This window comes from Planifilum fimeticola, assembly GCF_003001905.1.
GTDB lineage: Bacteria > Bacillota > Bacilli > Thermoactinomycetales > DSM-44946 > Planifilum > Planifilum fimeticola.
The window spans coordinates 24854-38303 of the sequence record NZ_PVNE01000016.1 but is presented as its reverse complement, the minus strand read 5'-3'; the positions used below and the strand labels follow the sequence as shown (position 1 = coordinate 38303).

Genomic DNA, 13450 nt, shown 5'->3' with positions numbered 1-13450 from the left:
CTTGATGAAGCGGGGTGTACCTATTCACTTTGTGCCCTGACACCGCCGCGATGAGCTCCACTGCTTTGAAATGGCCAATCCTTTCCCGGTGTGACAAGGATATCGGAAAGGATCCCGGAAGAACAATGCCGACGGAAATGGAGCTCTTCCGGAAATCAGGACGCCCGAGTTCCTTCACCGCAAACGAGCCAGTTTTTCCATAAATTCCGCAATCAGTTTAAGGGATTCCAGATCATAGCCCCGAAAAAGTTCAAGCGCTCTTTGATCCTTTTCCTGGTGCAATTGACGATGCAGCTTTGCCAGCTCAGCTCCAAGAGGGGTAACGTAATAATAAATTTCCTTCAGGTTGTCCGGGCGTTTCTCCCGTTTGATTAATCCGTGATCCAGCAGTTTTCGCGTCGTTTTTGATATTGCACCCTTGGTGACACCCAATTCCTTGGCAATGTCGACCGCTCTTACCCCTTCCCCTTCACTGATGACATCCAAAGCATGAAGGCCCAGTATCGTGATATGCGGTACCAGCCGTTTCAGCTCAGAATCGGATGCGTGCTCTTTTAACCAGTTTTTCTCGGCGTCATCATCGGACTCGCTGGCCAGTAACCGAAGCAAAGATTTTTCAATCCGACCCTTAATCCTTTGCAAATCATCATTACTGGCATCCGTCATAAAGACCTTCCTTCCCCTCATTCTAGAAAAGAGTATAGCATAGTTTCCTCGGAAACCATTTGACTTTCCCCCAGGCGTACGGTAATATGGTTTCCAAGGAAACCAAATGGGTAAGGAGGCACGTCTGTGAACGACGTCATCAAGACCATACTAAATCACCGGTCCATTCGAAAGTTCAAAGATATCCCGTTGAGCCGGGAACAAATCGACACCATCGTTCGGGCCGCCCGGATGGCGCCAACCTCTTCGAATTTACAACCGTTTACCATTATCGGGGTGACAGATCCCGACCTGAAGAAATTCTTGGCGAAAAGGTCGGGAAACGAGGACACCATCAATCAATGCGGGTATTTATTCATCTTCTGTTTGGATCTTTATCGGATCATGGTATCCGCCAGTGCCGAGGAAAAAGTAAAAATGAGGAACACATTAAGCTTTTCCTATTTTAATCAGACTGCCGTTCTCAGTGTGGGAATCGCCCTGCAAAATGCAAATTTGGCAGCTGAATCGATGGGGCTAGGAACAGTAATCATTGGAGGAATCAACGGCGCGTTGCCGGATCTGGATGAATGGCTGGATCTGCCGGAATATGTGATTCCTCTGGCGGGTTTGGCATTGGGTGTGCCAGATGAACAGCCGGAGCAAAAACCTCGTTTGCCTCAGGATGCCATATTTTTCGAGAACAAATATGACCGTGATCTTCGAGAAAAAGTGGAACGGTATGATAAAGAAATCGAGGAATATTACCAAGCGCGGACCAGCAACCGGAAAAACGAGAACTGGTCCAAAAAGATTATCGGCATGCTGGCGAGAGATCTTCCACTCGGCTTTTACAGCGAGTATATCAGAAGGAAAGGATTTATATTCAAATAAACCGACAAACCACAAGCTTTTTCGAAGAGGGCTTGTGGTTTGTACTCATCATCCCGGTCATGGAATTCCCGCAGGGACAAGCGCATTCGCCTGCCTGGCCCGGAAAGCTCTCTCTTTCCACGGAATGGATTACCTCGGCTTTTTTGCTATTGCCCCCTCGGACGCAGGCTATTTCGGCTCCAACAGGGCACAGCACTCCACATGCCCCGTATGCGGGAACATGTCCACCGGCTGCACTTCCCGGACCCTGTACCCCAGCTCCGCCAGATATTTTGCGTCGCGGGCGAGGGTGGCGGGATTGCAGGACACATAGACGATCCTGTCGGGACGCATGGAGGCTGCGGTCTCCAAAAGCGCGGGATCGCATCCCTTCCGCGGGGGATCGAGCACGATGACGTCCGGTTTGATCCCCTCGCGCAACCAGCGGGGCATTACTTCTTCTGCAGTCCCCTCTTCAAAGGTCACGTGGTTCATCCGGTTGAGGGCTGCGTTGCGTTCGGCATCCCGGATCGCCGCGCCGACGACATCCACGCCATAGACGCGCTTGGCGCGCCGGGCGAGATAAAGCGCGATGGAACCGATCCCGCAATAGGCATCGATCACGGTTTCGCCGCCGGTCAGGCCGGCATATTCCGCCACCCGGTCGTACAGGACCTTTGTCTGCACCGGATTGATCTGAAAAAAGGAATGCGCGGAAATGGCGAACATGACGTCCCCGATCCGGTCATAGATGACTTCCCGGCCCCATAACAGCCGATTTTCCGGCCCCAGGACCACACTGGACCGTCTGCGGTTCACGTTTTGGATGATGGACTTCAACTGGGGAATTTCCCTGCGCAATGCTTCCACCCATTGTTGCCGGCGGGGAAGTTTCTCCCCGTTCGTCACCAGCACCACCATGCACTCGCCGGTATGAAAGCCCGTCCGCACCATCACATGCCGTAAAATGCCGCGGTGGGTCCGTTCGTCGTAGATGGGGGTGTCCAGGCGCCGCGCCAGTTGCTTCACCATCCGGACCACCCGATCGTTCAGCGGGTGCTGGATCAGGCAGGTATCCATGTCCACAACCCGGTGTGTCCCGGAAGCGTAAAAACCGGCGACCGCCTTCCCGCCCTCCATCCCGAAGGGAACCTGGGCCTTGTTTCGGTAACCCCAGGGGTTCTCCATCCCGATCACCGGGCGAATTTTCACCTCCATCCGCCCGATCCGGGAGAAGCTGTCGCGCACCTGCCTTTCTTTCATCCGCAGTTGTTCCGCGTAGGACACATGCTGCAGCTGACAACCTCCGCACCTTCCGAAGACGCCGCAGGGAGGCGTTGAGCGCTCCGGAGACGGCTGAATCACCTTTACCAGCCGGGCGCGGCCGTGGTTTTTCTTCACCGCCTCCACTTGCGCCAAAACCCGTTCCCCGGCGGCGGCAAAGGGAATGAACAGGGTAAACCCCTCGTATTTCCCCACCCCTTCGCCGGCGTGGCTGTAGCCGGTTATCGTCAGTTCAATTTTCTGTCCCGTATGCACCGGTTGATCTCCCATATCCTGCTCCCTCTTTTGCGAGAAATGGGTCCGCTTTCACTCCAAAGGCAATGAAGCCCCACTTCAAAGTTCACGTCCTGCCCCTTGCCGGACGCTGTATAAAACCCCCCGCGGAAAGGTTGCGATCCGCTCCCCTGAAATACCCGGCTATTATAACCTCAATCACCGCATTGATACGTCCCTGAACGACGCATTGCATTCATCGATCAACACCGAGTACACCTTCACATCTCTCGGTATGCCGTTGATGATCACTTCTTTTCTCAGGGTTCCTTCATAAGTCATCCCCAGTTTTTTTAACACTTTCTCAGAAGCAGCATGATTTGATTCGCATTTTCCTTCTATTCGGATGAGCTCCATTTGATCAAAGCCGAAGGATATCACTTCCCTTAACGCTTCGGTTGCAATTCCTTTTCCCCATCGTTCTCTGCAAATAACCGCACCAATCGAGGCTGCTCGATCTTGTTTAAGGTACAAATTGACGGTTCCGATTACCCGCTTGTCTTTTTTATCCACAACTGACCAGACCAACGTTTTGCCCTCATCCATTCTTTTGATCAGGTTCTTCAGGTGATTTAACGTTTCCGTCTTGTCAACATGTTTATTTCTCGGTACATAAACGGTAGCCTCCTCATCCGAAAAAACTTGAAACAAATCATCAACATCAGCCAATGACAATTTCCTTAGCAATAAACGACGGGTTTCCAGATCGGGACAGGGCATCGCATTCAATGATGCTTCCCTCCATCATATCAGATGCACAAATACGGATGATAAACCGAAAACGGTCAAAGGGTTAGCCCCGGATTCATCCCCTGTTGACCTCTGTCAAGCTCGCATTGACCTTGGGTATTATAGCACAGCCCCGGTGATAGATTGCGATGTACAAAAAAACGGCCGGCGCGGAAAGCGCCGAATGGAGGAGCGGCACCCGGCGGCTCCCGGGATGCGCCTTGAGGACGAACCCCGTCCATCGGCAGCGGGCGCTTGTCCCCAACAAGAAGGGACGGCACTTTGCGTACCGTCCCTAAAAGGATTTGTTCCATGCACCTTTCCTCGACGCATCACGCCACCGGCTGCTCCTCCAGAGCCTCTCGCACGGAGGTAGTGATCCACTCGGAGACGAGGGGATGAGGCAGATAGGTGTGCCCGGAATAGACGTAGGGAATGCCCTCCAGCCGGGAGGGAATCACCTTCCGGGTGAAATAGCCTTCGCTCAGAAACAGGGGGACCACCAACAGGCGGTAATCCCGGGCGAGATCCTCCGCCCGCTCGCGCAGGTTGTCCGGATGAAAGGTGGCGCTGGAAACGCCGGCAAATCCCCCCGCCCGCTGTATCTGACCGGCCAGGCGATCCATCGCCCGTTCCCATTCTTTGCGCAAGACGGGAGTTTCGTTGCCGTGTCCGACCAGCAAAACCCATTCATCCTGCGGATCGGCGCTGAGCTCCTTCGCCCGTTCCGTCAAAATCCGGGCGATGAAAGGGTGATCGTCCATCGGCCGGCAAAACCGCACCCGGGCATTGAACTCGATGGGCGGCACATCCGCCTCGACGGGATGGGGCGGCTCCACACCCAGCATGCGGGCGATTTCGGCGATATGGCCGCTGCCGGAGGAGACGAAGAGCGGGACGGCCACAATCTCCTCCACTCCCTGTTCCTCCAGGGACCGGATGGCGTCCGGAATCCCCCGTCCCTCCACCATCTCCAGAAATCCGACAGCGACCGGCACCTCCAGATCCACCCGTTCGACGGCATCGTCCACCATCGCCACCCATTCGGATTTGCTGGAACCGTGAGCTATGACCAGCGCACCCCGTTTCTTCATCGTCTCACCTCGTTCCATGCTGTTCTCCCCATTATACCACTTGTACAAAATCCTTCCCGGGAAGACTTTGTGACATCCCCTCCGCTAGCGCGAAAACCGTCGAACCGCCTGCCAGGCAAAGAAGGCGAAGAAGAGACTGACGAAACCGCTGAGAATGTTGGGCTCCTTCAAGAAGAAAAACTGTATCCCCGCATTGGCCAAGAGGAGGATGATCAGCAAATGATAAACCCCTCGATGAAAGGGATTGCCGCGCAGTTCGAAGTAGGTGACGAACAGATAGAGAGCGATCAGGTACAGGTGTACCGAGTAAGCCGGTTCTCCTGCGAGATACACGGTCCCCCACACGAGCATGAGGAGGATCAGAATGCGGTAAAAGATCAGCAAACCATACACCCCATTCGACCGAGTTCAACAGCAAATCAAACTTTCGTCAAGCCAGGGGAAGCCGGTGAGCCTCAAAATATGAAGAAAGCGGTGCACCGTCGAGCAACAGGTCGAATCGAAGCGGCACACCCTCCGGCAACGAGTGAAATTTCTCCCTCATCCCTGAACCGATCTCGACCGCGATGGTCGTCCAAAAAAAGAAATGCCCAGATATTTATCTTACCATGTTTGCCGCCATAATGAAAAACCAAGCACTTTCAGGAAAATAACAACCTCCGCCGGAGACACGCGGCGGAGGTGTTTTGCAGCTTGTGCCTGTTTCACTGCCCGATCTGTTCCCGGATGAGCCGGTTGACCATCTGCGGATTGGCTTTCCCCCGGGTGGCCTTCATCACCTGGCCGACGAGATAGCCGAGGGCGCGATCCTTCCCGTTTTTGAAATCGGTGACCGACTGGGGATTCGCCTCCACCACCTGGGCGACGATCTTCGCCAGTTCACCCTCATCGCTGATCTGCACCCATCCCTTTTCCTTCACGATTTTTTCCGGATCGCCGCCCTTTTCCACCAGTTCCTTAAACACATCTTTGGCGATCTTGGTACTGATCGTCCCCTTCTGGATCAGGCCGAGCATCCCTGCTAGGCCCGCGGGGGTGATCCGGGTCTCCTTGAGCTCCTTGCCGGTGGCGTTCAGGTAACCGAGGAGCTCGCCGGTGATCCAGTTGGCGGCCCCCTTCGGATCCGCTCCCGCTTGTACCGCTTCGTCAAAGAAGTCGGCGATCGCCTTGGAGGCCGTCAGCAATCCCGCATCGTAGGCGGAGAGGCCGTACTCCCGCATATAACGATCCCGACGGGCGTCGGGAAGTTCGGGGATGGTGGACCGCACCCGCTCCTTCCATTCCTCGTCGATGTGAAGCCGAACCAGATCCGGCTCCGGGAAATAGCGGTAATCGTGGGCCTCCTCCTTGCTGCGCATCAGCTTGGTCCGACCCACGTCCTCCAGCCAGCGCAGGGTGGCCTGTTCCACCGTCCCCCCCGATTCCAGCACTTCCCGCTGGCGCCGCTCTTCATATTCCAAGGCCCGCTCCACATTGCGGAAGGAGTTGAGGTTCTTCAGCTCCGTCTTGGTCCCGAAGGAACTGCTCCCGGCGGGCCGGAGGCTGATATTGGCGTCGCAGCGGAGAGATCCTTCCTCCATCTTCACATCGGAGACTTCGCAGTACTGCATGATCGCCTTCAATTTCTCCAGATACGCCCGGGCCTCCGCCGGGGAGCGGAGATCCGGTTCGGAAACGATCTCGATCAGGGGCACGCCGACCCGGTTGTAGTCCACCAGGGATCCGTCACCGTTTTCGGCGTGGATCAGCTTCCCCGCATCCTCCTCCAGATGGACGCGCGTAATTCCGATCCTCTTGCGCTCCCCGTCCACGTCGATTTCGATCCATCCCTCGGTTCCGATCGGCTGATCGTACTGGGAAATCTGATACGCCTTGGGCAAATCCGGGTAGAAGTAATTTTTCCGGTCAAATTTGCTGTATTCGGCAATGCGGCAGTTCAGCGCCATGGCCGCCTTCATGGCGTATTCCACCGCCTGCCGGTTCAAAACCGGCAACACGCCGGGATGCCCCAGACAGATGGGACAAGTGTGCGTGTTGGGCGGCGCGCCGAACTCCGTGGAACAGCCGCAGAAGATCTTGCTTTTCGTAGAGAGCTCCACGTGCACTTCCAATCCGATTACCGTTTCATAGGCGGTCATGAACGGTCACCTCCCAACGGGGGTTCGGGAAGGGGCTCGGCCTGTTGCTCATAGGCATGGGCCACCCGAAGAACCGTCTCTTCGTCAAAGGGGCGGCCGATCACCTGCAGACCGACGGGAAGCCCCCCGCTCAAGCCGCAGGGAACGCTGATCGCCGGCAAACCGGCCAGGTTGACCGGAATGGTGCAGATGTCGTTCAGATACATGGTCAGCGGATCGTCCACCTTTTCACCGATGCGGAAGGCGGTGGTCGGAGTGGTCGGACCGATCACCACATCGTACTTTTCAAAGATCTGGTCGAAATCCCGTTTGATCAAAGTCCGCACCTTCTGCGCCTTCAGGTAATAGGCGTCGTAATAGCCGGAGCTGAGCGCGTAGGTCCCCAGCATGATCCGCCGCTTCACCTCCGCCCCGAAACCGGTGCTCCGGGAGTTGTAATACAACTCCATCAGGTTGTCCGCGGGCGCGCGAACCCCGTACCGAACCCCGTCGTAGCGGGCCAGGTTGGAGGAAGCCTCCGCGGGAGCCAGCAGGTAGTACGTTTCCACCGCATAACGGACATGGGGCAGGGAAACCTCTTCACACACCGCTCCCACTCCCTCCAGCACGCGGAGAGCCTTGAGCACCTGCTCCCGAACGCCGGGATCGATTCCGTCCCCCATCAGCTCCCGGGGAACGGCCACTTTCAATCCCTTCACATCGCCGGTCAAGGCCGACAGGTAATCCGGCACCTCCACGTCGGCGGAAGTGGAATCCATGGGGTCATGCCCCGCAATCGCCTGCAGCACGTAGGCGGCGTCCTCCACATTTTTGGTCAAGGGACCGATCTGATCCAGCGAAGAGGCGAAAGCGACGAGACCGAAGCGGGAAACCCGCCCGTAGGTCGGCTTCAACCCGACCACCCCGCAGAAGGCGGCCGGCTGCCGGATCGACCCCCCCGTGTCCGATCCCAGTGCGAAAAAGACTTCTCCGGCGGCCACCGCGGCGGCGGAACCTCCGCTGGATCCGCCGGGAACCCGTTCCGGGTCCCAAGGATTGCGCGTCAGATGAAAACCCGAGTTTTCCGTGGAGGAACCCATGGCAAACTCGTCCATGTTGGTCTTTCCGACGGGAATCGCCTGGGCGGCGCGCAGCTTTTTCATGACCGTGGCGTCGTAAATCGGGGTGTAGTTGGCCAGGATTTTGCTGGCGCAGGTGGTGAGCAATCCCTCGGTGCAGATGTTATCCTTGATGCCCGCCGGAATGGCGGCCAGAAGCCCCCGCTCACCTTCTTCCGCCAGCTGTTTATCCAGCTCCTCCGCCCGGGCGCGCGCCCCTTCCCGGTCCACCGTGATAAAGGCGCCCACGCGGTCTTCCACTTCGTCAATCCGCTTCAGGGAGAGGTCCACCAGGTCCTTGGCGGAACAATCCCCTTCCGACAGCCGCTTATGTATTTCCTTGAGCGGTTCTTTGAGCAGCGACATCGTATCCCCCCTTTTATTCCTCAAATACGGGCGGCACCCGGAACATGCCGTCCTTCTGCTCCGGCGCGTTGATGAGCACCTTTTCCCGCGGCCAGGAGGGCCGCACCTCGTCCTCCCGGAGCACGTTGGCCATCGGCAAGACGTGGCTGGTCGGTTCCACGCCTTCCGTATCCAACTCGTTCAATTTTTCCGCAAAACGGAGGATATCGTTCAGCTGGACCGTAAAGCGCTCCACTTCCTCCTGGGTCAGCGACAACCGTGCCAATCGGGCGACATGTTGCACCTGTTCCTTCGAAATCGACACAGGTCTGCCTCCTTCCGTGAAGTCATGCCGGACGCGGTATCCCAGCGCATCCTGTCCGCTGCCTTCCTATGACAGTATAGCACAAACGGGGCGGCTCAACCCCTCTGTCGCACAAGGTTTCCCAAGGCTCCTTCCGGCCCCTTAATAGATCAAAAACATCCCTGGGGCACCATCGTTTTATTCAAGGAAATGGCCCCCTCCGTCGATGAGGCGTTTCTTCTTGCCGAAGGATGGCGCGGTGGAAAATGGTCTCCTTTATCGCGCGGTAAAACAAAAGAGCACCCGCAAAGGGTGCTCAACGGGCTCCGCGGATTTTCCGAGGGCATCATCACTTACGGCTTTTCAAAAATGCAAGACACGGGAAATCCCCAAAGGGGCCTCAACCCCGGGACGGACGAAGTTTCAACAATGCCAGGCCGGCCGCCAGGATCAGCGAGCCCACCAGAGACATCAGCGGGTACGAAGTGGCGGTTTTCGGCAATTCTCCGCCTTCATCCCCGGAATCGGATTGGCCAGACTGTCCGGACTTGGGCAGCTCGGAACCATCCTGAGCCGGAGATTCCGGAAGCTCCGGTTCTTGCACCGGAGGTTGTTCTCCCGAGGGATCTTCGGCAGGCGGATTTTCTCCCGGCTGTTCTTCGTCGTCACCGGGTTCTTCGCCGGGATTCTCACCGGGTTCTTCGTCGGGATCGTCACCGGGCTCTTCACCCGGGGGCTCTTCGCCCGGAGGCTCTTCACCCGGGGGCTCCTCACTCGGAGGTTCCTCACTCGGAGGCTCCTCAACCGGAGGCTCTTCACTCGGCGGTTCTTCCCCAGGCGGCTCATCACCCGGCGAATCATTCGGGGTGGGGATGTTAATCCCTAACTCCACATCGATCGGGCCCAACTCCAAGTCCAGTCCCACTCCGGACTCTTCAACCGGCTCCTCCGACTCCGCCGGGTTGGCAAAAGCGATCGGAGTCGCCATAAAAGCGGTGCCGAAAAACAGGATAAAGGCAGCAAACAGCGATTTCCTATTCAACCGCTTGATTACCTCCTCGCGTAATGGGCTGCCCTTGAGACGATCCGCGGAGAACCTTGGGAAGAAGCGGATGGAAATCCATCCGTCGGGATAGCGGAGGTTTGCATCGCCTACGATTGTTCCGGAGGATCGCACTCCCTGTCGTCCCGGGAAACAGCGTAAATTCTTACCCGCTATTCTCCAGGAAAAACTCTTTCCAACTGGAGTTCCGCGTCGGTATCCTGAAGTCGCCGCCCCGATGACGCGTCAGCCCCGGGACGGACGAACCCTCAACAGCGCCAAGCCGGCCGCCAGGACCAGACCGCCCATCAGCAGCATCATCGGATAAGGAGTGGCGGTTTTCGGCAGTTGCCCTCCGTTGCCGGAAGCAGCATTGCCGGAAGTGTTTCCGGATGCGGATTGAGGTTGGGTGCTGGACTTCCCGGACTTGGACTGAGAACCTTCTTGGGCAGGGGATTCAGGAAGTTCCGGCTCTTCCACCGGTTCATCATCATCGGTGGAATCCTCCGGCGGAGGCTCTTGGCCATTTTCGTCACCGGGTTGCTCACCGGGCTCTTCGCCGGTCTCATCTCCGGGTTCATCACCGGGTACCGGCTCTTCCTCCATGTCACCGTTATTGCCACCGGTGAGGGCATTCCAAAGATCAGATAACGGATTGGCAGAAGCGACGGGCATCGCCACGAAGGCGGTGCCGAAAAATACGATGAAGGCAGCAATGAGCGATTTCCTAAACAATCGCCTAAAAACCCCCTTATGTTATTGCGCTGTCCCGGCGCGACAACCGTGGGAAAAATCTAGCGATCCGCGGAGAAAGCAAGACCTCCGCAAGCCCGAAAAATGGATCGAACTCCCCGGGAAAGCCGAGAAGTTCTTCCTCTGATGGTTTCTACCTACCAGGAATATACTAATAGAAACGACAAACGTCAACACTTTTTTCTTTTTTCTTAGACATTTTCTCCATAACAGTTAAGAGATTGTAACGGATAATCCGATAATACGACATTTTGTCGATAGGGTTATGACCTTATAACCAAAAACGTAAAAAAGGGAGGCATCAGGAGCCTCCCTTTTTAGCAGCCGTCTGCTCACATGTTGACCTGCCCGGCGGTTACCGGGCGGATCTCCGGGCCTGCAGGAAGTAGATCAGGGCGAGAATCCCGATCCCGATCACATCGGTGACCAATCCGGGATCAATCAGGCTGATCCCGCCGGCAAACAGGATGAAGCGCTCCAACAGGTTACAATTTGTGCGGAAGTATCCGAGCATCGCACCGCTGACTCCGAACATCCCGATCAAAGCGGTTGCCACCGCCAGGGGGACGTTCCACCAGGTGGCCCCTTCCAACACCAACACCGGATTCAGGACGAAGATGTACGGGATGAGGAAGGCGCCGACGGCGAGCTTGGTGGCCGTCACTCCCGTCTTGAAGGGGTTGGAGTTGGCGATGCCCGCGCCGGCGTAGGCGGCCAACGCCACCGGCGGTGTGATGTCGGCCACGATCCCGAAATAGAAGACGAACAGATGCACAGCGATCAGCGGAATCGTCGGATCCAACTTGATGATCGCCGGGGCCGCCATCGTCGCCATAATGACGTAGTTGGCCGTGGTGGGAACGCCCATTCCCAGGATGATGCAGGCGATCATGGTGAAGAACATCGTCAGGATCAAGATGCCCCCGGCCAGTTCGATAATGCCCCCGGCCACCTTCAACCCCAGCCCGGTCAGGGTGACCACCCCGACGATAATTCCCGCGGCGCCGCAGGCGGCGATCACTCCGAGGGCCGTCCGGGTCCCCTCTTCCAACACGGCGATCAAGTCCCTAAAGGTGAATTGGGAATGCCGGAATTGGTGGATGAGAAAGGCGACAAACAGCAGACCCAAGGCGCCCCAGACGGCGGGAACGGACACCTTGCTAAACACCAGATACAGCAGTCCCAAAAGGGGCAGCAGCAGGTACCAGCGCTCAACCAGCGCCTGTTTCAGCGACCCGCCCTCGAACAATCCCACCGTCACCGCCATGAGGATCGCGATCAGGGCCGCAGTGTTGGGGGATTGCCCCATGATCAAGACGCCGATGATCGCCAGCAGCGGCAGAAGCAGATATCCCCTATCCAACATCACTTCCTTGAGGCGGGGGATCTGGTCGGCGGGCATGCCGAGGATGCCCACCCGTTTCGACTCCAGGTGTACGGCGATGAAAATACCGGAGAAATAAAGCACCGCCGGAATCGCCGCCGCCAGGGCGATCTGCCCGTACTCCATCCCGATGAACTCGATCATCAGGAAAGCGGCCGCTCCCATGATCGGCGGCATCAATTGCCCCCCGGTGGAGGCCGATGCTTCCACCGCCGCGGCAAACTCCGGTCGATAACCGGTCTTCTTCATCAGCGGGATGGTGAAACTGCCGGAACCGACGGTGTTGGCCACGGAGCTCCCGGTGACCATCCCCTGAAAGGCGCTGGCCACCACCGCCGCCTTGGCCGGCCCCCCCACCATCCGCCCGGTGATGGCAAAGGCCAGATCGTTGAAAAACTGGCTGATCCCCGTATGGCGCAGCACGACGCCGAAGAAAAGGAACAGAAAAATAAACGTGGAGGAAATGGCGATGGGAATACCCAGGATCCCCTCCGTCCCCAAAAACATGAAGGTGCTGATCCGTTCCAGGCTGAAGCCCTGATGTTGAGCAAACCCGGGGATGTAAGGCCCGAAATAGGCGTAAAGCAAGGCGAGGGACGCCACAGTTACCAAGGGAAGTCCCACAACCCTCCGGGCGGCCTCCAGGGTCAGCAGCACACCGATGACGGAGACGGCGATATCCAGATCGGTATAGAGAAACCGGTTCACCAATTCATCATAGTAGATCACATGGTAAGCGCCGGTACCCAGAGCGAGCAGGGCGAGCAAAATATCCAGTACGGATACTTTGCTATCCGTTTTTCCCTTTTTCCAGGGATAAAGCAGAAAAATAATGGCCAGCGCCACGGTCAGGTGCGGAGCCCGCTGCAACTGGGAGGGCAAGGTTCCGAAAAAGGCCGTGTACAGCTGAAACAGGGCGAGTCCGACGGCCAGCACGGTGACGACCCATTTGAGTTTTCCAAGATTTTTTCGGAAAGCATGTTCCCGGTCATATTTCTCCAGCACGCGCTCCACATTGGAACCGTTGGCGGTTTCCGTCACTTTTGCCGCTTGATCTGCCACGGTAACACCTCCTCAACCACTGATATCAGGGAGCCTGCCCGAATTTGAACATAGGTGCCACCCCCCGCAAGCCGCACCAGGTCGGCGGTGGTGCCGTCGTTGAAATGCAAGCGATGGTGGGCGACCACCTGTCCCACCCGCAGATCCAGAGCCGGGTAGACGGTTTCGTCATAGCGTACCACATATTTCCCGTCCCGGACGAGAAACTCCGTCATGCCGCTTCCGTCCTTCTCCGGCCGGACCGGCAGATTGGCTCCAAAATGGTCGAACTCCATCTCCACGATGGCGATCCGGCGATCCTTCGTCACCCTGAATGTTTCCCGGACAGGGCGCTTGGTGATGGAGTGGGTGTGAACCATGGAAAAGGTTTCCCCGACAGGAATCAAGCGCGAAAACACGACGCGTTCCCGGTCCATGTCCACAACCT

13 protein-coding genes are annotated in these 13450 nt (G+C 57.1%); 1 reads left to right on the top strand and 12 read right to left on the bottom strand.

The window, feature by feature from the left end:
- Positions 1-174 precede the first annotated feature (174 nt).
- Positions 175-666, bottom strand: coding sequence for a MarR family transcriptional regulator (locus CLV97_RS10685; RefSeq protein ID WP_170070460.1), 492 nt, complete (start codon positions 664-666; stop codon positions 175-177).
- 126 nt (positions 667-792) lie between these two features.
- Here CLV97_RS10685 and CLV97_RS10680 point away from each other — a divergent pair, with 126 nt between their 5' ends.
- On the top strand, positions 793-1539 hold the full coding sequence (locus CLV97_RS10680; protein WP_106345519.1) for an NADPH-dependent oxidoreductase: 747 nt from the start codon (positions 793-795) through the stop codon (positions 1537-1539).
- A gap of 168 nt (positions 1540-1707) precedes the next feature.
- Here the strand turns inward: CLV97_RS10680 and rlmD are convergent, their stop codons facing one another.
- From rlmD to CLV97_RS10615, 11 genes are all read right to left on the bottom strand, one after another.
- Complete coding sequence (rlmD, locus tag CLV97_RS10675; RefSeq protein WP_106345518.1) at positions 1708-3072, bottom strand: 23S rRNA (uracil(1939)-C(5))-methyltransferase RlmD; 1365 nt, start codon at positions 3070-3072, stop codon at positions 1708-1710.
- 162 nt (positions 3073-3234) lie between these two features.
- A complete protein-coding gene (locus CLV97_RS10670) occupies positions 3235-3795 on the bottom strand; it encodes a GNAT family N-acetyltransferase (RefSeq protein WP_106345556.1) in 561 nt (186 codons plus the stop codon).
- Positions 3796-4136: 341 nt separating this feature from the next.
- Positions 4137-4916: a sirohydrochlorin chelatase gene (locus tag CLV97_RS10665; RefSeq protein ID WP_245891477.1), complete on the bottom strand. Its 780-nt coding sequence runs from the start codon at positions 4914-4916 to the stop codon at positions 4137-4139.
- 66 nt (positions 4917-4982) lie between these two features.
- The gene (locus CLV97_RS10660; RefSeq protein ID WP_106345516.1) at positions 4983-5282 is read right to left on the bottom strand and encodes a hypothetical protein; all 300 of its coding nucleotides are present in this window, start codon (positions 5280-5282) and stop codon (positions 4983-4985) included.
- A gap of 320 nt (positions 5283-5602) precedes the next feature.
- Positions 5603-7036: an Asp-tRNA(Asn)/Glu-tRNA(Gln) amidotransferase subunit GatB gene (gene gatB, locus CLV97_RS10655; protein ID WP_106345515.1), complete on the bottom strand. Its 1434-nt coding sequence runs from the start codon at positions 7034-7036 to the stop codon at positions 5603-5605.
- Positions 7033-8499, bottom strand: a complete 1467-nt coding sequence (gatA, locus tag CLV97_RS10650) for an Asp-tRNA(Asn)/Glu-tRNA(Gln) amidotransferase subunit GatA (protein WP_106345514.1) — start codon at positions 8497-8499, stop codon at positions 7033-7035. The genes gatB and gatA overlap by 4 nt, the downstream gene beginning before the upstream one ends.
- A gap of 13 nt (positions 8500-8512) precedes the next feature.
- Positions 8513-8803 carry an Asp-tRNA(Asn)/Glu-tRNA(Gln) amidotransferase subunit GatC gene (gene gatC, locus CLV97_RS10645; protein WP_106345513.1) on the bottom strand — a complete coding sequence of 97 codons (291 nt, stop codon included), beginning with the start codon at positions 8801-8803 and terminating at the stop codon, positions 8513-8515.
- Between the two features lie 379 nt (positions 8804-9182).
- Positions 9183-9824, bottom strand: a complete 642-nt coding sequence (locus CLV97_RS17900; RefSeq protein WP_146130472.1) for a hypothetical protein — start codon at positions 9822-9824, stop codon at positions 9183-9185.
- 246 nt (positions 9825-10070) lie between these two features.
- On the bottom strand, positions 10071-10559 hold the full coding sequence (locus CLV97_RS10625) for a hypothetical protein (RefSeq protein WP_106345509.1): 489 nt from the start codon (positions 10557-10559) through the stop codon (positions 10071-10073).
- A 373-nt stretch (positions 10560-10932) separates the two neighbouring features.
- The gene (locus tag CLV97_RS10620; RefSeq protein ID WP_245891476.1) at positions 10933-13023 is read right to left on the bottom strand and encodes a TRAP transporter permease; all 2091 of its coding nucleotides are present in this window, start codon (positions 13021-13023) and stop codon (positions 10933-10935) included.
- Positions 12999-13439, bottom strand: a complete 441-nt coding sequence (locus CLV97_RS10615; protein WP_106345508.1) for a DUF1850 domain-containing protein — start codon at positions 13437-13439, stop codon at positions 12999-13001. Before CLV97_RS10615 ends, CLV97_RS10620 begins: the two co-directional genes overlap by 25 nt.
- Positions 13440-13450: the final 11 nt, after the last annotated feature.